At 70.1% G+C, this 19,564-nt stretch carries 14 protein-coding genes; 3 read left to right on the top strand and 11 right to left on the bottom strand.

Translation table 11 applies throughout. From position 1 onward, the window contains the following. Positions 1–12 precede the first annotated feature (12 nt). Together ACN0RJ_RS11025 and ACN0RJ_RS11020 are read right to left on the bottom strand one after the other, a co-directional pair. The gene (locus tag ACN0RJ_RS11025) at positions 13–4,287 is read right to left on the bottom strand and encodes a translocation/assembly module TamB domain-containing protein (protein ID WP_417724294.1); all 4,275 of its coding nucleotides are present in this window, start codon (positions 4,285–4,287) and stop codon (positions 13–15) included. After that, the gene (locus ACN0RJ_RS11020; RefSeq protein WP_417718896.1) at positions 4,284–6,077 is read right to left on the bottom strand and encodes an autotransporter assembly complex protein TamA; all 1,794 of its coding nucleotides are present in this window, start codon (positions 6,075–6,077) and stop codon (positions 4,284–4,286) included. Before ACN0RJ_RS11020 ends, ACN0RJ_RS11025 begins: the two co-directional genes overlap by 4 nt. A gap of 258 nt (positions 6,078–6,335) precedes the next feature. Between ACN0RJ_RS11020 and ACN0RJ_RS11015 the strand changes: the two genes are divergently transcribed. The 3 genes from ACN0RJ_RS11015 to ACN0RJ_RS11005 are packed head-to-tail and all read left to right on the top strand — an operon-like array spanning position 6,336 to position 10,281. After that, the gene (locus ACN0RJ_RS11015; RefSeq protein ID WP_417724293.1) at positions 6,336–7,265 is read left to right on the top strand and encodes an NAD-dependent epimerase/dehydratase family protein; all 930 of its coding nucleotides are present in this window, start codon (positions 6,336–6,338) and stop codon (positions 7,263–7,265) included. Further along, positions 7,259–7,741, top strand: a complete 483-nt coding sequence (locus ACN0RJ_RS11010; RefSeq protein ID WP_417724292.1) for a hypothetical protein — start codon at positions 7,259–7,261, stop codon at positions 7,739–7,741. The genes ACN0RJ_RS11015 and ACN0RJ_RS11010 overlap by 7 nt, the downstream gene beginning before the upstream one ends. Further along, a complete protein-coding gene (locus tag ACN0RJ_RS11005) occupies positions 7,738–10,281 on the top strand; it encodes a rhamnan synthesis F family protein (RefSeq protein WP_417724291.1) in 2,544 nt (847 codons plus the stop codon). The genes ACN0RJ_RS11010 and ACN0RJ_RS11005 overlap by 4 nt, the downstream gene beginning before the upstream one ends. On the opposite strand, the gene ACN0RJ_RS11000 is transcribed toward ACN0RJ_RS11005, so the two are convergent. The 9 genes from ACN0RJ_RS11000 to ACN0RJ_RS10960 are packed head-to-tail and all read right to left on the bottom strand — an operon-like array spanning position 10,278 to position 19,504. Beyond that, the gene (locus ACN0RJ_RS11000; RefSeq protein ID WP_417724290.1) at positions 10,278–11,186 is read right to left on the bottom strand and encodes a DMT family transporter; all 909 of its coding nucleotides are present in this window, start codon (positions 11,184–11,186) and stop codon (positions 10,278–10,280) included. The genes ACN0RJ_RS11005 and ACN0RJ_RS11000 overlap by 4 nt on opposite strands. Positions 11,187–11,190: 4 nt before the next feature. Continuing rightward, positions 11,191–11,619 (bottom strand): hypothetical protein, encoded by a 429-nt coding sequence (locus ACN0RJ_RS10995; protein WP_417724289.1) that lies wholly within the window; start codon positions 11,617–11,619, stop codon positions 11,191–11,193. Beyond that, positions 11,616–13,190: a GMC family oxidoreductase gene (locus ACN0RJ_RS10990; protein WP_417724288.1), complete on the bottom strand. Its 1,575-nt coding sequence runs from the start codon at positions 13,188–13,190 to the stop codon at positions 11,616–11,618. The genes ACN0RJ_RS10995 and ACN0RJ_RS10990 overlap by 4 nt, the downstream gene beginning before the upstream one ends. Continuing rightward, complete coding sequence (locus ACN0RJ_RS10985; RefSeq protein WP_417718903.1) at positions 13,187–13,603, bottom strand: carboxymuconolactone decarboxylase family protein; 417 nt, start codon at positions 13,601–13,603, stop codon at positions 13,187–13,189. Before ACN0RJ_RS10985 ends, ACN0RJ_RS10990 begins: the two co-directional genes overlap by 4 nt. 16 nt (positions 13,604–13,619) lie before the next feature. After that, entirely contained in the window at positions 13,620–15,605 is a 1,986-nt protein-coding gene (locus tag ACN0RJ_RS10980; RefSeq protein ID WP_417724287.1) for an FAD-dependent oxidoreductase, read from the bottom strand. After that, a complete protein-coding gene (locus ACN0RJ_RS10975) occupies positions 15,602–16,588 on the bottom strand; it encodes an ABC transporter ATP-binding protein (protein ID WP_417724286.1) in 987 nt (328 codons plus the stop codon). The genes ACN0RJ_RS10980 and ACN0RJ_RS10975 overlap by 4 nt, the downstream gene beginning before the upstream one ends. Beyond that, entirely contained in the window at positions 16,585–17,595 is a 1,011-nt protein-coding gene (locus ACN0RJ_RS10970) for an ABC transporter ATP-binding protein (RefSeq protein ID WP_417724285.1), read from the bottom strand. Before ACN0RJ_RS10970 ends, ACN0RJ_RS10975 begins: the two co-directional genes overlap by 4 nt. Then, positions 17,592–18,494: an ABC transporter permease gene (locus ACN0RJ_RS10965; RefSeq protein WP_417724284.1), complete on the bottom strand. Its 903-nt coding sequence runs from the start codon at positions 18,492–18,494 to the stop codon at positions 17,592–17,594. Before ACN0RJ_RS10965 ends, ACN0RJ_RS10970 begins: the two co-directional genes overlap by 4 nt. After that, positions 18,491–19,504 carry an ABC transporter permease gene (locus ACN0RJ_RS10960; RefSeq protein WP_417724283.1) on the bottom strand — a complete coding sequence of 338 codons (1,014 nt, stop codon included), beginning with the start codon at positions 19,502–19,504 and terminating at the stop codon, positions 18,491–18,493. The genes ACN0RJ_RS10965 and ACN0RJ_RS10960 overlap by 4 nt, the downstream gene beginning before the upstream one ends. Positions 19,505–19,564: the final 60 nt, after the last annotated feature.

Here is a 19,564-nt window from a genome sequence, read left to right as displayed (position 1 = left end):
GCTGCGCGCGCCTCAGTAGTCGCGTTCGAAGAAGATCCCGAGCGAGGTGTTGCCGTCGGATTTCACGCTGCCCCGCGCCGTGACGCTGGGCGAGACCTTGAAGTTCAGCTCGACCTCGGTTTCGCCGTCCGAGCCGACGGCGACATCGGTATAGAGGTTCTCGTTGATGTACTTGCCGAACTTCAGCCCGGCATTGCCCTCGGCATCCGTGGTCACGTCGAGATCGTCGAGCCCGAAGCCCTTGCGCAGGTTGTCCACGATCCCCGAACCGCCGCGCCCCGACAGCGTGTTGACCGCCGCCGCCAGCCGCAGGGCCTGGAAGGCGGAGAGCTGTCCGGCGTCGCGTCCGAAGATCAGCAAGGCCAGAACCTCTTCCTCCGGCCGCGAGGGGCTGGAGGTGAAGCTGACCTCGGGCTCCATCGCGTCGCCTTCGATGGTGACGGTGATGGTGGTGCCGTCGCGCTCGGTGGTGGCGACGACGCGCAGGATCGGATCGAAGCTGCCGGTGAGCTGGAGGTAGGCCTCGCTCAGGGTCAGGCGCTGGCCGAGAATGTCGAGCCGCCCGCGGATCAGGTCGAAGCGCCCCTCGGGGATCATGTTCGCGGTCGACCCCGTCACGCGCAGTTGCCCGCCCAGTTCCGCGTCCAGACCGCGCCCGCGCACGAAGATCCGGGCCGGGGCGTTGATCGTCACGTCCAGCGGCAGCACATAGGCGCTGCCCCCCTGTTTCTGCGCGGCGGCCACCAGCCCCGCGCGTTCGCGGGTGATGTGGACCGGGCGCGGTTCGGCGATATGGGTCAGCACGAAGCTGCGGCTTCCCGGCCCGAGGCCGGTTTCCGGCACGCGCACCTCGGCGTTCAGCACGTCGACCGTGCCGGCGATGCGCGGCCCGGTGAGCAGGGGGCCCTGCACGGTGATGTCGGCTTCGAGCTCGGCCTGGTAGAGGCGGCGGTCCTGGACCACGACCTCGCGCGCCTTGACCAGCAGGTCGGCATTGTAGGGCGCGGCAAGGCCGATGGTGCCGTTGGCCCGCAGCCGCCCGCCGGTCGAGATGTCGCCGCCGACAACCAGGTCGACCCGTCCGCCGGAGAGGGTGGCGTCGATCTCGAGCCCGGTCAGAGTCAGCGCCGGTCCAGGCAACACCACGTCGCCGTTGCGCACCGTGACCGTCCCGCTCAGCGAGGAGGGGCTCAGCGGCCCGTTGAGCCGCAGGTTCAGCTGGACCGGCCCGGAGAGCAGGTTGGGCGCGGTGATCCGGTTGGCAAGCGACAGCGGCGCGGAGCCTTCGATCGACAGGTCCGCCGTGGCGAAATCGCGCGCCACGCTGCCCGAGATCTGCGCCTGAGTGTTGCCCGGCGCGGTGATCGCGGTCCGCACCTGCCAGGGGCCGGAGCCGGCGGCCGAGAGCGTGCCCTCGGCGGTGGCGCGGCCGGGAAGCTGTTCGACGATGATCCCGAGATTGCGCAGCGCCACGTTGTAGCGCAGCGCGCTGTCCGTGCCGGTGATGCTGCCGCTGAGATCGGCGGTCACTTCCGGCGTCTGCGCGTTCAGCCGTTCGACCGTGATTGTGCCTGCGGCATCGCGGTTCGCGGCAAGCTGTACGCTGCCGGTCCCGGCGAGCAGGCGGTCGGCGATGTCGATGCCGACCCCGAGGTTCAGCGTGTCGACCTGTCCGGTCACGTCGAAGGCGCCGTCCGGCACGTTGTAGGCGGCGACGCCGTCGAAGGTCACGGCGCCTTTCAGCGGGCGGCCCACCAGCGGCGCGAAGGCCGACAGGGATTGCGCGCCCGCCGTGCCGTTGAAGCGGACCATGCCGACGCCCGTGCCGGCCTTTTCCGCGCTGACGCGGCCCGAGGCCTGCGCCGACCCCGGTCCCGCGGCGGTGAAGTCGAGCAGCCAGGCCTCTGCGGTTTCGGAAAGGGTGCCGTTCAGCGACGCACCGCCCGGCAGGCCGGGCCGGATGCGCGACAGCTCCGGAAGGCTGAGGTCGAAGGTCCCCTGCGTGGCGTTTTCCGCGTATTGCCCCTGCGCGGCAAGCTCGATGGCGGGGCCGTCGGCGGTCAGGCGGTCGACCACGATGGTCTGCCCGGCCCTGCGGGCGGTGACGGCCAGCACCGTGCGCCCGGCCAGCAGGCCGTCCGCCTCGGCGATGCCGACCTTCAGATCCTGCGTGACGAGATCGCCGTCGACGTTGAAATCTCCGCTGGCGAGGGCGTAGTTCGCCGTGCCGTCGAATTCCAGCGCGCCGCCGATGTCACGGCCCGCGATGTCGGCATAGATGCTGAGGTCGCGCGCCGAGGCGCTGCCGTCGAAGCCCACCGCGCTGATCGCGCCGTCCGACTTGGAGGCGGTGACCTTGCCGTCGAGCTGCACCGATCCCGGCGCGGAGCCGGTGAAGTCGAGCAGGTAGGCGGCCGCGGTTTCCTCGAGCGTGCCGGACAGCCGCGCGGCCCCGGCGAGGTCGGGATCGACCAGCGACAGGTCGGGCAGGGCGGCCTGGAAAGCCCCGGTGGAGGCATCGGTCTTGAGTTCCGCGTTGGCGTTGAGTTCGAGCCCGTCGCCCTTGAGTTCGAGGTTGCGCAGGAAGGTGCCGCTTTCGTCCCGCGCCATCGAGGCGGCAAGGTCGATCTGCCCGGCGATCAGCCCGTCGAGCTGCGCGATCCCGGAGGTCAGGTCCACGGTCTTGCCGTTGACCACCAGGTTGAACCGGCCCGAGATCGGCTCGACCCGGCCCTTGAGCGCCACGTCGGCGGCCCCGGACAGCGGACGCCCGGCAAGCCCGGAGAACCGCGAGATATCGTCGGTGCGCACCTGGAGGTCGGGCTCCACCGCCGGGTCCTTGCCCACGGTCAGACCCGAAAAGGTCGTCGCCCCGGACAGTTCCAGACCCGCGCCCTGCAGGTCGATATCGGTGAGGTAGAGCGGTTCGTCCTCTTTCCACGCGAACCCGAGGCTGCCGGTCGCGGCATCGCCCGCCGCCTGTGCCAGCGCCTCGTCGGTGAAGTCGAGCCCGGAAACATCGAAGGTCAGCGTGCCGTCGACCTGACCCGGCCGCGCGGCCTCGGGGTCGCGGTCGATGGTGCCGCGCCCGGAAATCCGCGCCTCACGCATCGCCACGTCCGGCCGGTCCAGCCCCTGCGCGATCACGTCGAGGGTAAAGGCATCGCCCTGGTCGACGTCGTATTTCAGCGCGATGGTGGCTTCGTCGATCAGCGTGACGACGGTTCCCGCCGGAAGGCTGACCGGCGTTCCGTCCGCCGAGGCGAGCCGTCCGTCGAGGCGCAGCAGGCGCGGCCAGCCGTCGCTGCCGATCTGCGCCTCGCCGTTCAGCGCGACAACCGCGGTGGTCAGCGTCATCTCGTCAAGCGCGATGGTCCCGTCCGAGGCCAGCAGCACGTTGGCGCGCAACTCCTGCCGGGGCCCGAGAAAGTCCTGATCCTGCGCGGGGATCAGCGGCCGCAGGTCGCCGGCGATGTCGACATCGACGCGGTGGCCGGCCTCGCTGCTGCCCCTGAGGGTGATATCCCCCGCAAGCCGTTCCTCGCCATCGGTGGCAAAGGTGAGCGCGGCGGCGAAATCGTCCACCGGCCCTTCGCCCTTGAGCGTCAGTTCCAGCGAGGGTTGGCCGGGCAGGGTGGCCATGCGCGCGACGATGCCGCCTTCGCCTTCGCTCAGGTCGAGGTCGACCGTCAACTGTCTGGTGGCATTGGCGTAATCGCCGTTGAAGGTCAGGCTGCCGTCCTTGCCGTCGGTACGCCGGATCGCCACGTCCGCCGTGCCTTCGCCGTCCGAAAGCTGCGCCGAGCCTTCCAGCGTCAGCGTCACCGCCTCGCCGAGCAGGGTCGGTCCCAGCTCGACCTGCGTGATGGCCAGCTTGCCGATGTTCACCGAAACCGGAAGCTCCGGCAGGGAAAATCCGCCGCTCGCCTCGGGGGCGGGGGCGGTGTCTTGCTGCGATCCCGGCGCGCGCGCGACTTCGAGCCGCTCGGCGGAGAGCTCCGCAACCTCCAGCCGCCCGGTGAGCAGCGCGGTGCGGCTCCAGTCGAGCTTTGCATTCTCCAGCGTCAGCCAGATGCCGTCCTCGTCCGCGATGGTCATGCGCTCCAGCGTGGCTTCGGAGCTGAGCACCCCCCGGAAGCCCGAGATGTTCACGGTGGAGCCGGCCGAGGACAGCAGATCCTCCAGCAGTCGTTCCAGCCGGGTGCCGCCGTCGTCATCCTGTGCGGACAGCGGGGCGGGTGCGATCAGGCACGCGAGGAGGGGGAGGAGAAGGAGGAGACGTTTCAAAACGATTGACCTATTCCGAGGTAGATCTGGACACCCTTGCCGGTGTCGCCGCCGACCGGGGCCGCGACGTCGAAGCGCAGCGGCCCGAGGCCGGTCTGATACCGCACGCCGAGGCCCGCACCCGCGTGCCAGTCGCCGTTGGAGCCGGGCACCTGATCCTCGCCCACATAGCCGATATCGGCAAAGGCGACGACGCCGAAGCTCTTGCCGACGTCCTGGCGGATCTCGCCCGAGAAGCCGATGAAGCTGAGGCCGCCGCTGCTGATCCCGCCGCCGAGGTCGATGTCGAGCGACTGGTACGGCTGTCCACGGACCGTGCCCGCGCCGCCGGAGTAGAACAGGAAGTCGGGCTGGGTTTCGGTGATCGAGGGACCGATGACCGATCCGATCTGCAGCCGACCGGCCAGCACGGTGCGGTCCGCCTCGCCGAGCCCGTAGTACCCGCGCAGATCGCCGTAGAGCCGAAGGCCGCTGCCGCCGTCCCCGGCCACGTCGGCAAAGGGCGTGGCATCGGCCGAGATGTAATACCCGTTGCGCGGATCGAGATCGTTGTCGCGCTTGTCGTAGGTGAGCGACAGCGGCAGCGTCACGAGATGGAATTCCCGCGTGCCGAGGTCGTCCTTGGTCTTGGAGAACTGGTAGCCGATGCCGATCTCGGCGGTCAGATCCTCGTTGTAGCGCCGGGTGAGACCGGCGGCGAGTTCGAGACTGTCGAGATCGTATGCCGGCTCGCGCTCGCGCGAGATGGCGGCCTGGAAATAGGCGTCGGTATCGGGGCCGACGGCGCCCGGCACTTCGAGGCGCGCGGTGATCGAGGCGTCGATGCCGTCGACGCTGTTGGAGATGTCCGACACCTCTGCGTCGATGCGGAACCGCTCGGCCCCGCCCGCGACGTTGCGGTGCAGCCAGAAGGTGCTGAGGGTCAGCCCCTCGAGCGAGGAAAGCTCGGCCCCGAACCCGAAGCGGCGCGGCTTGGCATCGGTCACCGTCAGTTCGATGTCGAGCGTGCCGTCGGCATTCGGGGTCTCGGCCTCGCGCAGCGTGACCGAGGAAAACGCCCCGGTTCGGGTCAGCCGGTTCGAGACGCGCTTGAGCTCGTCGGGATCGAATCGCTCGCCCGAGGGCAGGCCGGCGATGCGGCGCAGCGCGGCGGTGCGAACGTAGCTGTCATTCACCGTGACGAGCCGCCCGAAGCGCAGTTCCGGGCCGGGGGCGACGCGCAGGTTGACGTTGATCAGGTGGTCGACGTGGTTCGCCGTCACCCGTTGCGCCGCGATCTCCGCCTTGGCGTGACCGTCCGCGCGCCAGCCCTCGATCGCCGCATCCGCCGCGTCGCCGATCAGCGGCGCGCGCGCGGTCTGGCCGCGCTTGAAGCCTTCGGGCATCTCGGTTTCCGGGGTGACGGGCGCCACGTTGGTTTCGCCGAACTTGAACTTCGGCCCGGTGGTCACGGTCACATCGACCCGCGTCACGGTTTCCGGCGTCGACAGCAGGGCGATGTCCGCCGCTTCGCGCCCGTCGATCCGGATCGACACGGTGCCGCCGTAATACCCGGCGGCATAGAGCGTTTCGAGCAGGATGCCGTAGTCCGACAGCGCCGCGGCGAGCACGTCGGCCCCCGCGCTGCGGTTGTCCGCCTGCGCCTCGGTCAGGGCGGCGTTCGACTTCAACTGCGAGCGCAGATCCTCGTCCATGCCGGGAGTGTCGAAGTTGAGCGCATCGAAGCCGTAGGCCGGGGCGCTGACGATGCAGACTGCGAGGCCGAAGGCCGAAAGAGAAAACCTGGGCATCACTGGTCGGTCCTTGTTCTGGGCCATGTCCGGACGTTAACGCACAGGTTGGGTCAGTGCTAGCCGGTGCGGGCAAATATTGCGAAACCTGCCCGGAATCGGGCAAGGATCCCACAGCCGCGCGCCGCCGTCCCCGTGCGCCGCTGCGGGCGGCGCGGGACAGCGGAAATCTGCCTTCGGACAGTGGCATGTGGCGAAGGCGGGCTCTATGGTCCGGGCGGCGGGGCGGAGGGGCCCCGCGGGCAGGAAGGAGATCACATGGCAGGCAAGGTCTTCGTGACGGGCAGTTCCGGGATGCTGGGCGTCGAATGTCTCCGACATCTCGACGCGACCGGCTGGACGGCGACCGGCGTGTCGCGCCGCCCGCTGCCCGGGGGCAGCGCGGGCCTGACGCAGATCACCGTCGGCTCCGTCCTTGCCGCGGACTGGCTCGAGGATGCCTCCGCCCCGGTGCTGCACTGCGCCGGGCTGTCGGATGCACGGGCGCCCTTCGACGGCGTCACCGATCTCCTGTCGCGCGAGGTGGCGCCGCAGGTCGCCTTTGTCGAGGCGATGCTGGCGCGCGGCTGGCGCGGGCACCTGGTCTACCTTTCCTCCGCCGCGGTCTACGGCAACCCCGAATCCCTGCCGGTGGCCGAGGACCATCCGCTGCGCCCGCTCGGGTTCTACGCCTTGCAGAAGGTCGAGGTCGAGCAGGCGTTGGGCTTCCTTGCCCGCCACCACGGTTTCGGGCTGAGCGTGCTGCGCGTTGCCAACCCCTATGGCGGCGCGCGGCCCTTGGCGGAACGCGGCGTGCTCCGCCTGCTGTTCGACGCGGCGCGGACGGGGGCGCCCTTTACCGTCAACGGCAGCGGCGAGGGGCTGCGCGACTACCTCCACATGTCCGATTTCGTCGCGGCCGTCGCACGGGTGCTTGCCGCGCCGCCGCCACCGCAGGACCCGGTGCGGGTGCTGAACCTCGGCAGCGGCACGGGAACCTCGCTCAACCGGCTCATCGGTCTGGTGGAGGCGGCGACCGGTCGCCGCCTGGACCTGCGCAGCGTGCCCTCCGCGCTCGAGGTCGCGTCGAACGTGCTCGACGTCGGCCGTGCGGAGCGGGTGCTGGGCTGGCGCGCGGTCTGCGGCATCGAGGATGGCGTGCGCCGCATGGCGGCGGCCCGCGCGGCGGAGGAGGGCGCAAAATGCTGATCACCCGCGATCCCGACTGGACTGACGCCGACTGGCCGGGGCCCCGCTGCCTCGTCCTGCCGCCCGAGGCGCCGGATGCGCGCCCGCCGGGCAGCGACTGGCGCCGTTTCACCCTCGTCGACGGGCCGGGCGGCGCGCTGAGCGTCATCCGCGATGTCGCGGCCCGGCTGGCCCGCTTCCGTCAACTCGCGCCGACGCCGCTTCTGCACGCGCCGGAGCGGATTGCCGAACCGGAGCTCGCCGCCCTGCGCGACCGCGCCGGGACCGAGCCCTTTGCCGCCGACCTCGCCCTCACCCCCGGGGGCCATGCCGGGCGCATCCTTCTGGGGGCCGAGATCGTCGCGAATCCGCTGTTCGTGGCCTTCTTCGCCAATTTGCGAAGACCCGAAAGCCTCGATCCCGAGGCGGTGTTCGACCAGTTGCGCTTTCACCTTGTCCCGCAGGAGGATGCAGCGGACGAGGAGGCCCGGCCATGACCGCCGACGACATCTGGAAGGCCCGCACCGCAGGCAGCGACATCGCCGGGATGCGCGGTGATTTCCGTTTTGATGCAGAGGTTTACACCCGCCTCAACCGCGAGGCGCCGCGTCCGCCGGACGAGGCCGAGCAACACTGGTGCGCCACCGGCCGCGACAGGCGGCGCCCGGCGAACGAATACGGGCGCCTGCGGGCGGCGATCCCCGACCTCGACCGGCGCATCGCCGGGCTGGTCACCGATCCGCAGATCCGCGCACTGATCGCGGCAGGCGAGCCCGACGCCTGCGAACTGCTGTTCGAACTGATCCTGCTCGGCCATCCGCATGACGCGGCGGTGTCGGATTTCTCGGCGACCTATTACCTGACCTGCCACCCGGCGCTGCGCGATGCGGGGGTGCAGCCGTTTCTGCACTACATCCAGCACGGCATCCGCGAAAACCGCCGCACCCTGCGCGCCCTGCGCCAGGGCTACCAGGAGGGCGGGCGCGAGTTCCGCCCGTCGCGCGAAACCTGCCTGCTGGCCGTGCACGACCTGTCGCTCACCGGCGCGCCGCTGCTCGGGCTGGAGCTGGCGCGCGAGGCGGCGAAGCAGCACAATCTCGTGGTCACCGCGCTGGCGGACGGCCCCCTGCGCGAGGCCTATGCCGAACATGCGGTCGAAGTGCTCGTCACCGACGATCCCCTCCGCGATTTCCCGTTCTACGAAAGCGAGGCGCTGCCCGAGATCCGCTTTGCCGTTCTGAACTCGGTCGAGGCGCTGCCGGTCTCGCAGGTGCTGTTGCGCTCGGGCATTCCCTGGGCGACGCGGGTCAACGAATATCCCGACTACATGCTGCCCGCCCACAAGCCGCTGTTCACGGCGCTGTTCTCCGACCTGCTGGTGTTTCCCGCCACCCCGCTGCTCGACGCCTGGAGCGGCGTCTTTGCCGAAACCGGATTCGATGCCGCGCGCGACGTGCTGATGCTGCCGCAGCGCAGCTACGTCTTCGGTGGCGTCACCGCCGAGGCACAGGAGGCCGCCCGCGCGCGCCTGTCCCGGTTGATCGGGACCGAGGTCGGCAGCCGCCGCGTCGTGCTCGGCTCGGGGGTCGCGCATTGGCGCAAGGGTGCGGATCTGTTCGCCCTGACCGCGCAGGCGGCGCGGGCGCGCGGCGATGACACGCTGTTCGTCTGGGTCGGCGACGGGCGCAACCCGGAGGATTTCCACTCCGGCGTATGGCTCGAACGGCACCTCGTCGAGGCCGGGGCGGATCGCGCCGGCGCCAACCTGTTCTTCCTGCCGACCGGGCCGTATTACGACGACCTGCGCACGGCGGCCGATGCCTTCTACCTTCCCGCCCGGCTGGACCCGCTGCCCAATGTGGTCTTCGAGGCGGCCGAAACCGGCTGCCACACGGTTCTGTTCCGCGGCGCGACCGGCTTTGACGATCCCCGCTACGACGGTGCGGAGGGGCTGAGTTTCGTGCCCTACGGCGACATTGCCGGGGCCTGCGACGCGCTGCTGTCCGTGCCGCCGAAGCGCCCGACCGCTCAGCCGGCCCGCGCGAGCTTTCCCAGGCTGTTCGACGCCATCGCCGCGGCGCTCGACGCGCGGCTGGCCGATCAGCGCGACTTCGTCGTCGGGGGCGGGGCCTTCGACGTGCCGGTCATGGCCTCCACCCGGTCCGGAGATCATGCCGCCCGCATCGCCGAGCGGGAAAAGATCTGGACCTACGGGCGCAAGTTCATCTGGCAGTCGGCGGACCAGGCGCGCGCCGCGCTCGCGGCCGGCGGCAACGCGGTCCATGCCCGGTGCGAGATCCGTACCCATGTGCCGACCGATGCCGGGATGCCGGAGATCAACCTGCACATGCACGCGCATTACACCCGCGATCTGGGCGGCGACCTGCTGTATTACCGCGCCCTGCGCGAGGCCCGGCGCCTTGTCGTCACCACCGATACCGAGGCCAAGAAGGACGAGATCCTGCACATCGCCTCGGAGGCCGGGGTCGCGGTCGACTGCCGGGTGATGCCGAATGTCGGGCGCGACGTGCTGCCCTTCCTGCGGCTGTTCGCCGAGGGCATCGCCGCGGAGGACGAGACCTGGTGCCACGTCCATCAGAAGCGCTCGCCCGGCGTGTCGCAGGACGGTCTGGTGTGGAAGCGGTTCCAGATGGTCGGCCTGCTGGGCGACGATACCCGCCTGTCGCCCGCGCTGGGGCTGGCGATGCAGCCAGAGGTCGGCCTCGTCGCGCCCTTCGATCCGTTCCGCGTCGGCTGGAGCGGCGCGCGCCGCCTGCTGCACCGCGTTGCCCCGGCGCTCGGCGTCGAACTGCCCCGAGAGCCGTTGGTCTTTCCGGTGGGCAACATGTTCCACGTTCGCGGCTCGGTCGCGCTGCGGATGCTGGGGCTGTTCGGGATGGATCACCCCTGGCCGAACGAACCGCTGCCCCACGACGGCACGGTCTTTCACCTGATCGAGCGGCTCTGGCCCGCGGTCGCGGCGGATTGCGGCCTGCGGTCGGTCTTTCTCGACAAGCCGGACCAGCCGCGCAGCTAGGCCGCCGGGGGTTGCGGCGGGGCGGGGGCGATCCTGCGGGTCGAGACCTTGAGCACGATCACCCCGCTGGCGACGATCAGCAGGATGCCGAGACCGTCGACCAGGTCCGGCACCTCTTCGAGCACCAGCGCGCCGATCAGCGCGGCCCAGAGGATGCGCGCGTAGTCGAGTGCGCCGATCAGCACCGACGAGGACACCCGGTAGGCGATGGTCGTGCAGGTGTGCACACCGAGCGCGATCCCCGCCAGAACCCAGAACCACGGCCAGGCATCGGCCGCCGGCAGCCCGGTGTTGCCGATGGCGGCCAGCCCGTAGACCACGGCCCCGCCGAGGCTGAAGTAGAACAGCACCGCGTAGTTGCTGGAGCGCGCGGGCATGCGCCTGACGGCAAGGTTCATGCCCGCCCCCAGCGCCGAACCGAGCAGCACCACCGCCGCGTCGGTCCCGATGCCCGAGGCGTCGGGCCTCAGCACCAGCACGGTGCCCGCGAACCCCAGCGCCATCGCCCCCCACCCGGCGGGCGAAACCTGCTCGCCGTAGAGCAGCCGCGCCCCGATCAGCGTGAAGATCGGGGTGGAGAAATTGATCGCCGTCACGGTGACGATGGGCATGGTGCGCAGCGCGTAATAGAAGCAGGCCATCGTCGCGACGGTAAACGACGCGTGGATCACGTGCGCCCACTTGTCCGCCGTCAGCACCGCCCGCAGGTTGCCGCCCCAGAACAGCAGCGGCAGCAGCAGCCCGAAGGTCAGCCAGGCGCGCCAGGCCAGCATCTCGACGGTGCCGACCCCCTGCGCGGTCAGTTCCTTGATGGCGACGCCCATGATCGGAATCAGGATGGTGTTTGCCAGCATCGCCGTGGCCCCGATCACGGGGCGCGCTGCGACCACGCCGGACCCGCTCATGCCGTCATTCCGGCACGGCGCGCCAGATCGGCCCGCGCGCCTTGACCGCGTCGAGCAGGCTTTCGTCGAAGGGCGGCAGCGCGTAGCCCAGCGGTTGCGGCGGGCGGTTCTCGTAGCCGGTCAGCCGTTCGATCACGTCGCGCACGGCGGGGGTGGTGTAATAGGCGTTGTAGGCGGCGGTCACGATCCTGCCGAACCGTTCGGGGTCCGCGTCCTCGATCTCGGCAAGCAGCGCCTGCCGCGCGGGCTGATCCATCGCGCCGAAGGTGTCGGGCAACCGGGCCAGCACGGTCTCCAGCGCGTCGGTCCCGCCGGGGGCGAGGGCGGCCATCTCCGCCATCCGGGGACCGAGGTCGAGCGCGCCGGCCGAGGGCCAGTCCCCGCCGTCTCCCGGCAGGAGCGTGTCGACGAGGGCGTTCAGATGCGTGGTCATGCGGCGGTTTCCGTTTTGGCGTTCAGGCGGGTGCGCATGGCCTCGCCGGCGCGCAGGGCGATGGCCTGAAGCGTGGGGGTCGGGTTGACGGGGGCGGCGGTGACGAAGGTCGAGGCATCGACGATGGAGAGGCCACGCACGCCGTGGACCCGGCCGAAGCTGTCGGTGACGGAGGTTTCGGCGTCCTGCCCCATCCGCGCCGTGCCCATGAGGTGAAAGCCCGCGTTGCGCGACAGCGGGTTGACGCGGATCGCCTGCGCCCCGGCCTCGCGCAGCGCCTCGGAGGCGCGCTCGATCCCGAAGGCCAGCATCCTGCGGGAGTTGTCGCCCACGCGGTAGATCATCCGGGGCACGGGCAGGCCGTGCCGGTCGCGGCGGCTGTCGTGCAGGGCGATGCGGTTTTGATCCTCGGCAAGGTCGTCGCAGGTCACGGTGAGCGAGATGGTGCGCCCGAAGCTTTGCGCAAAGGCCGCGGCGTGGTGGGTGCCCCATTGCAGCGGCAGCCCGTAGCCGCCGAGCGCGGTGGTCAGCGGACCCTGTCCGCGCAGCGCCTGCATCTGGAAGCCTCGGGTGAATCCGCGCGTCGTGTCGGTCTCGTAGAACTGCTGGCTGACGAGGGCGGCGGCAAAGGCGCCGCGATAGCTCCGGATGTTGTCGGGGAACAGGCCCGTCACGATGGCGGTGGGGTGCATCATGAGACCCCGGCCGAAAGGCGCGGGGGCCTCGATGGTCTCCATCAGCCGCGCGGTGCCGAGCGCATTGCCCGCCAGCACCACTTCGGGCGCGTCGATCTCGTGCGCGCCGGTCGCATCGGAGTAGCGGAGGCCGGTCACGTCGCCGCCCGATCGCTTGAGACCCGTCACCACCGCGCCCGCGCGCAGCTCGACCCCGCGTGCCTGCGCGGCGGCAAGATAGGCGATGTCGGCGCTGGCGCGGGCGTGGCGGGGGCAACCGACGCCGCAGGGGCCGCAGCCGTTGCAGGCTTCGCGGTCGTCGCGCGCCCGCGACAGGATCGCGGCGTCGGACGGCCACCAGTGCCAGCCCAGCCGGTCGAAGGCGCGGGCCAGCCGCGTGGTGCCGTCGCAGAGCGGCAGCGGCGGGGCGGGGCGGGGGGCGCGGTCGGGGTTGCCGGGATCCCCGGCAAGGCCCGACACGCCCATCATCGCGTCGTTCAGATCGTAATAGGGGACGAGGTCGTCATAGCTCACCGGCCAGTCGGCCCCCACGCCGTCGAGCGTGTGCATCCGGAAATCCGAGGGCCGGAAGCGCGGAAAATGTCCGCCCCAGCGGATCGTGCTGCCGCCCACCGCGTTGTAGATCGCGGGCGAGATGTCGCTCTCGCTGTCGTCGACGGGGTAGTCGGCGGGCCCCTGCCGGATGTTGGGATTGTTGTTGTAGCCGGTCTGGAGCGCCAGTTCCCATTCCGTGCGCAGGTTGGGCGCGCGGCGCTGGTCGACGGGTTGCCCCGCCTCCAGCACCACGACCCGCAGGCCGGGCGCGGCGACGGCCCGGGCAAAGGCGAGACCCGCCGCGCCCGCGCCCACCACCACGATGTCGGCCACCTGCCTCATGTGTTGGCGGTTTCCTCGGGGACCTCCTGGTCGACCCAGCCTTCGCCCTGCTTCATGGCGTTGAAGGCGCGGCAGGTCGCCTCGAAGGCGGGGATGCCGGCGGGCAGGGCGGCCATGAAGGCGGCCTCGTAGACCTCCTTCCAGGTCGCGCCGTTCTGGATCGCGCGTTTGGAAGCCCATTCGACCCCCTCGCGGTCGCCCTTGATGGCGGTGGTCACGCCGACCAGCACGAGAAAGCGGGTCTTGAGATCCAGCGCCCGGCCCTCTTCGTCGCCGAAGATGGTGTAGGAGGCGAGGTTGCCGTAACGCTTGAGGAATTCCGGGTTCAGTTCCGCGAGATATTCGTGAACCGGCAGGGTGTAGCCGCGCACTTCGCGGATCTTGTCGAGTTCGGCCTTGCCTTCGGGTGTCATGGTGTGGGTCCTTTCGTTATATCCGGCGAGCGGCAAGCTCGCCTTCCTTGATTGCGTCGTTCACCCGGCGCGGCGCCATGGCGTCGCCCACGAGGTGCAGGTCCATCTGTCCGTCGAGTTCGTGGAACAGGGCGTCGTTCGCCGTGCCGCCCTGCACCATGACCACCATGCCGATCCCCTGCAGGGTCTCGGTGTCGCCGGTGTAGAGGTCGCGCAGGGTCACCGTGTCGGGGGTGATCCCGGTGAGTTCCCGGTCCACGTGGAAGCGCACGCCGAGACGGCGCAGCATCCCGTGCACCTTGCCCCAGTCGCGCGACGAGGCGAGGTCGGGCGAGGGCTGGCCGAGTTGCGTGACGAATTCCACGATGGCGCCCCGGCGGGCGAGGTATTCCGCCGTCACCGCGCCCTGCCGTCCGCCCATCGTGTCGAAGACCACGACGCGGGCGGGGATCTCGGGGTCGGTTTCCAGCATCCGGCCATAGGGCATGACGTGGGGCAGATCGGTGCCGGGCAGGGCGGGGCCGGACCATTTCTCGGGGCGCAGCATGGTCCAGCCATGGGCGATGCCGGTGGACCCGGCGGCAATCACCGCGGCGTCGAAGTCCTTGAGCGTCGCGGCATCGGCGCTGGTGCCGAGGCGGATCTCGGCATCGGTCTCGCGCAGGCGGGCTTCGAGAAAGTTCACGATCCCTACCAGTTCGCGGCGGCTTTCGGCCTTGGACCACCAGCGGACCTGCCCGCCGAGGGTGTCGCGCGCCTCGAACAGGGTCACGGCATGGCCGCGCCTCGCCAGCGTCCAGGCGGCGCGCAGACCGGCGGGGCCGCCGCCGACCACGGCCACGCGCTTGCGGGCGGGGGTTTCGGGCAGGTCGGCCTCGTTCAGTTCCAGTTCGCGACCCGCCGAGGGGTTGTGGATGCAGCCGATGGCGGCATGGGCAAAGATCGTGGACATGCACCAGTTGGCGCCGACGCAGGGGCGGATCTGGGTCTTGCGCCCGGAGAGCGATTTCTCGCCCCAGTCCGCGTCCGAGATCAGCTGCCGCGCCATGCCGACGAAATCGAGCTTGCCGTCGCGCAGGTAGCCTTCGGCCTCGTCCGGGTCGACGATCCGGCCCACGCCCACGACCGGGATGGTCAGCGCCTTGCGCACCGTCTCCGTCGCGCCGAGTTGGAAGCCGTGCTCCTCGGGCGAGGTCGGGTAGATCTTCATCCGGTCGATATAGGTGCCGTGGCTCATCGAGATGTAGTCGATGAGGCCCGTCGCCTCGAACCGCGCGGCAAGCTCGGCCCAGTCGTCGGGGCGCAGCCCGCCCTCGTGGCCGTCGTCGGAATTGATCCGCATCCCCATGATCATGTCGGGGCCGAGTTCGGACCGGCAGGCGTCGAGGATCTCGACCACGATGCGCATGCGGTCCTCGATGGTGCCGCCATAGGCATCGGTGCGGGTGTTGGTGGCCGGCGACAGGAACTGGTTCAGCAGGTAGCCGTGCGACATGCCGTGCACCTCGACCCCGTCGAGCCCGCCCTCGCGCGAGTATCTGGCCGAGAGGCGATACCCCTCGATGATCTCTGCGATGTCCTTGCCGGTCATCACGTGCGGCATCTCGCGGTAGACGCCGCAGGGAATGGCCGAGGGCGCCCAGACCGGCAGGCCGTTGGTCACGCCGTTGGTCTGCCGCCCCCGGTGCCAGGGCTGGGACAGCAGCAGCGTGCCGTACTCATGCACCGCATCGGCCAGTTTCCGGTACTCGGGCACCATGCGCGGATCGAACGCAAAGGCCTTGCCCTTGTAGGGCTGCGTGGTCGGATGGGCGGCCATCGCCTCCATCGTGATGACGGCGGCGCCGCCCTTTGCACGGGCGGTGTAATAGGCGATGTGCTCCTTGGTGAAGAGGTGATCCTTGACCAGCAGCGTCGCGTGGGCGGTCATCCAGATCCGGTTGCGCGCGGTGCGGGGGCCGAGTTTCAGCGGGCTGCCGAGCAGCGGATAGTCAGCGGTCATGCGGGTTCTTTCACGGGGAGTTTGTTGTCGCCGGTGGCCACGCGGACGCAGCGCACCCGGTGGTCGTCGGCCAGCCGGTCGGGCACGATTGTGCCCGCGCGGCAGGCGGGCAGGACCAGCGGGCAGCGCGTCTGGAACGGGCAGCCCGGCGGCAGGTCGATGGGCGAGGGCACCTCGCCCTCGAGCACGTGGCGATGCACCACATGGTCGGGATCGGCGGGCATGTGCGCCGACAGAAGCGCCTGGGTATAGGGATGCTCGGGCGCCTCGAAGAGCGTTTCGGCCGGGCCTTCCTCGACCACCTGCCCGAGGTAGAGCACCGCGACCCGCTGGCTGATGAGCCGCACGGTGCCGAGGTCGTGGCTGATGAACAGCATCGCCGCCTGCGTCTCGGCCCGGATCTGTTCCAGCAGTTCCAGGATGCCCGCCCGCACCGATAGATCGAGCGAGGAGGTCGGCTCGTCCAGCACGATGAGCGCGGGGTTGGTGGCGATGGCCCGCGCGATGCAGACCCGCTGCAACTGCCCGCCGCTCAGGCCCGCCGGGGTGCGCGTCAGCGCGGCGGGGTTGAGGTGGACGCGCCTGGCCAGCGCCTCGACCCGGTCGTCGCGTTCGGATCTCGACAGCGACATATGCAGCTTCAGCGGCTCCGCGATGAGCGATTTCACCGACATGCGCGGGTTCAGCGCGCTCCACGGGTCCTGGAACACCATGGTCATGTCGCGCCGCATCGGGCGGATCTCGCGCAGGGGGAGGCGGGTGATGTCCTTGCCCCGGAAATAGATGCGGCCCTCGGTCGGGTCGGTCAGGCGCAGCACCGCGCGCCCGAAGGTCGACTTGCCCGAGCCGCTTTCGCCGACCATGCCCATGACCTCGCCCGGCCGGATGTCGAGATCGACGCCGTTGACCGCGCGCACGGCGCGACCCTTGCCGATGGGAAAGGCCTTGGTCAGCCCGGTGACGGAAAGCACGGGCTGGGTCATTCTGCGGGCTCCGTCGTGGCTTCGGTCGCGGTGTCGAAGGCGCCGGCGAAATGGCACAGCGCCAGGTGGCCGGGGGTGGTTTCCCGTTCCGTCGGGGACTGGCGGCAGGCGGCGCGGGCAAAGGGGCAGCGGGGGCGGAAGTGGCAGCCCTCGGGCAGGTCGTAGAGGTCGGGCGGCGGCCCGCCGAAGGTGGCCGCCCCGCCCGAGCGCAGCCGCTCCGGCGTCGCGGCGATCAGGCCGCGGGTGTAGGGGTGGGCCGGGTGGCGGAAGACCTCGCGCACGGGGCCGCGCTCGACGATGGCACCGGCGAACATCACCGCCACCTCGTCGCAGAAATGCGCCACCACCCCGAGATCGTGTGTGATGAGCATGGTCGCCATGTCGAGCCGCGCCACCAGATCCCGCAGCAGGTCGAGGATCTGCGCCTGAACCGTCACGTCGAGGCCGGTGGTCGGTTCGTCCGCGATCAGCAGCTTGGGCGCGTTCATCAGCGCCATGGCGATGAGCACGCGCTGCGCCATGCCGCCGGATAGCTCGTGCGGCCAGGCCTGCGCCCGGCGCTGCGGGTCGGGGATGCCGACCGCCTCCATCATCTCGATGGCCCGCTTGCGCGAGGCGGCGACGGGCCCGCCGGAATGCACCTGATGGATGCGGACAAGCTGGTCGCCCAACCGCGTCAGCGGGTCGAGCGAGGTGCGCGGATTCTGCACGACCATGGCGATCTCCGCCCCGCGCACGCGGTTCAGCGCGTCGTCGTCCATCGCCGTCAGGTCGCGCCCGTTGAACATCGCCTTGCCGCCGACCACCCTCGCGGGCGGGCGCAAGAGGCCGGTGATCGACTGCGCGGTCAGGGACTTGCCGGCCCCGGTCTCTCCCACGATGCCGAGGATGCGACCCCGGTCGATCGAAAAGGACACGTCGTTCAGCGCATGGGCGGTGCGGATCCGGTTGTCGATATCGCGCGAGATGAAGTGGGTGCGCAGGCCCTCTACGGTCAGCAAGCTCATTTCGCGGCCCTCCGGCGCGGGTCCATCACGTCCTGGAGGCCGTCCCCCAGCAGATTGAGGCCGAAGACCATCAGGATCAGCGCGGCGCCGGGATAGACCCCGACCCACCACTGGCCGGTGATCATGTATTCCGCGCCCTGGCGGATCATCGCGCCCCATTCCGGGGTCGGGGCCTGGATGCCCACGCCGAGGAACGCCAGCGTGGCCGAGATCCGCACCGCCCAGGCCGCGCGCACCGCGACCTGCGCCATGGCGCCCTGGATGGCGTTGGGCAGGATGTGGATGAAGAGGATGCGCCAGGTCGGGTTGCCCGCCGCCACCGCGCCTTCGACAAAGACCGAGGCCCGCAGCGACAGCACCTCGGCGCGCACCACCCGGGCAAAGACCGGGCTGTCGAGCAGGCCGAGCACGAGGATCACGTTGAACAGCGACTGGCCGGTCGCGGCCACCACGGCAAGCGCGAGGATGATCGACGGGAACACCCGCAGCCCGTCGAAGAAGCGCATCAGCACCTCGTCGAGGTAGCCGCCGCGATAGCCCGCGATCAGCCCGACCGGCACCCCGATCACCACCGACAGCAGCACGGCGGGAATGGCGATGCCGAAGCCGAAGCGCGCGCCGTAGATCACCCGGCTGAACACGTCCATGCCGTTGCCGTCGGTGCCGAACCAATGCTCGGACGAGGGCGCCTGGAGGATGCGGTCGGTGTAGGAGGCCACCGGATCGTGCGGCATGATCCAGGCGGAAAACACCGCCAGCACTGCAAAGAACAGGATGATCGCCAGCCCCACCGCGCCGGTCGGGCTGAGCCGCGCAAGCCCGACGATGCGGTTGCGCAGGCGGTGAGGACGGGAGGGGCGGGTTGCGATGTCGGGGCCTTGGGCGTCTGCGGTCATCATGTCAGGTCCGAACGGGGTTCCATGAGGTAGACGAGGATGTCGATCACCAGGAAGACGATGACGGAAAACAGCGCGAGGGTGAGCACGTAGCCCTGCACGGCGGTGAAATCCCCGCGCTCGATGGCGTTGAGGCCGTATTGCCCCAGCCCGCCCCAGGCGAAGACGTATTCGATCAGCGACATGGTCCCGACGAGGCCGGTGATCTCGGTCCCGACATAGGTCAGGATCGGCACGCCCGAGTTGCGCAGCACCATGCGGCGCACGATGCGCTCGGGCAGGCCCGAGGCGCGGGCATAGCGGATGGCGTCGGAACTCAGCACGTCGAGCGCGATGGCGCGGGTCTGCTTGATGATCGGCGCGGCGGCGATGATCGCCATGCAGAGCACCGGCAGCACCATCTGGGCGGCGGCGGAATAGGCCGCCTGCCATTTCGCCTGAAGCAGACCGTCGATGAGATAGGAGCCGGTGATCGCGGGCGGCGGGGTGATCAGCAGGCTGATGCGGCCCATCGCGGGCGGCGCCCAGCCGAGCAGGTAGAAGAAGACGAAGATCACGACGAGGCCGAGCCAGTAGGTCGGGATCGAGAAGCCCAGCAGCGACAGGATGCGGCTCACCTGGTCGAAACGCCCGTTGGGACGGAAGGCGGCGCGCAGTCCCACCGGAATGCCGATCAGCGTGCCGAGCCCGACGCCCCAGAACAGCAGTTCCAGCGACACGACCGCCCGGCCCAGGATGTCGTCGAGCACCGGCCGGTTCGACAGCCAGCTCTCGCCGAAATCGCCGCGCGCGACGTTGCCCGCGTAGATGACGAACTGCCGGAACAGCGACTGGTCGAGACCGAGCTCCTCTCGGATCGCCTCGAATTCGGCGTTGGTGGCAGTGGGGCCGGCAAGCTGCCCGACGGGGTCGAGCCCGCCGATGCGCACGAGCATGAAGGTGATGAAGACCACGCCGACCAGCAGCGGGATCACCATCAGGGCGCGTCTCAGAAGAAAGCGGAGCGTTCGCACGGGCGGTTGCGTCCTGTCGTTTGATCGGAAGAAAGGCCCGCGCCCGTGGCCGGACGACCA

This window comes from Salipiger sp. (genome assembly GCF_048261495.1).
In the GTDB taxonomy this organism is placed as follows: Bacteria; Pseudomonadota; Alphaproteobacteria; order Rhodobacterales; family Rhodobacteraceae; genus Salipiger.
Note: the sequence above shows the minus strand (reverse complement) of the source record. Positions and strands in the feature narration are given on the sequence as shown.

Bases quoted from the DNA above. Each gene is read 5' to 3' on its own strand.
- ACN0RJ_RS11020 (WP_417718896.1), bottom strand. From the start codon at position 6,077: ATGCCCAGGTTTTCTCTTTCGGCCTTCGGCCTCGCAGTCTGCATCGTC.
- ACN0RJ_RS11015 (WP_417724293.1), top strand. From the start codon at position 6,336: ATGGCAGGCAAGGTCTTCGTGACGGGCAGTTCCGGGATGCTGGGCGTC.
- ACN0RJ_RS11010 (WP_417724292.1), top strand. From the start codon at position 7,259: ATGCTGATCACCCGCGATCCCGACTGGACTGACGCCGACTGGCCGGGG.
- ACN0RJ_RS11005 (WP_417724291.1), top strand. From the start codon at position 7,738: ATGACCGCCGACGACATCTGGAAGGCCCGCACCGCAGGCAGCGACATC.
- ACN0RJ_RS11000 (WP_417724290.1), bottom strand. From the start codon at position 11,186: ATGAGCGGGTCCGGCGTGGTCGCAGCGCGCCCCGTGATCGGGGCCACG.
- ACN0RJ_RS10995 (WP_417724289.1), bottom strand. From the start codon at position 11,619: ATGACCACGCATCTGAACGCCCTCGTCGACACGCTCCTGCCGGGAGAC.
- ACN0RJ_RS10990 (WP_417724288.1), bottom strand. From the start codon at position 13,190: ATGAGGCAGGTGGCCGACATCGTGGTGGTGGGCGCGGGCGCGGCGGGT.
- ACN0RJ_RS10985 (WP_417718903.1), bottom strand. From the start codon at position 13,603: ATGACACCCGAAGGCAAGGCCGAACTCGACAAGATCCGCGAAGTGCGC.
- ACN0RJ_RS10980 (WP_417724287.1), bottom strand. From the start codon at position 15,605: ATGACCGCTGACTATCCGCTGCTCGGCAGCCCGCTGAAACTCGGCCCC.
- ACN0RJ_RS10975 (WP_417724286.1), bottom strand. From the start codon at position 16,588: ATGACCCAGCCCGTGCTTTCCGTCACCGGGCTGACCAAGGCCTTTCCC.
- ACN0RJ_RS10970 (WP_417724285.1), bottom strand. From the start codon at position 17,595: ATGAGCTTGCTGACCGTAGAGGGCCTGCGCACCCACTTCATCTCGCGC.
- ACN0RJ_RS10965 (WP_417724284.1), bottom strand. From the start codon at position 18,494: ATGATGACCGCAGACGCCCAAGGCCCCGACATCGCAACCCGCCCCTCC.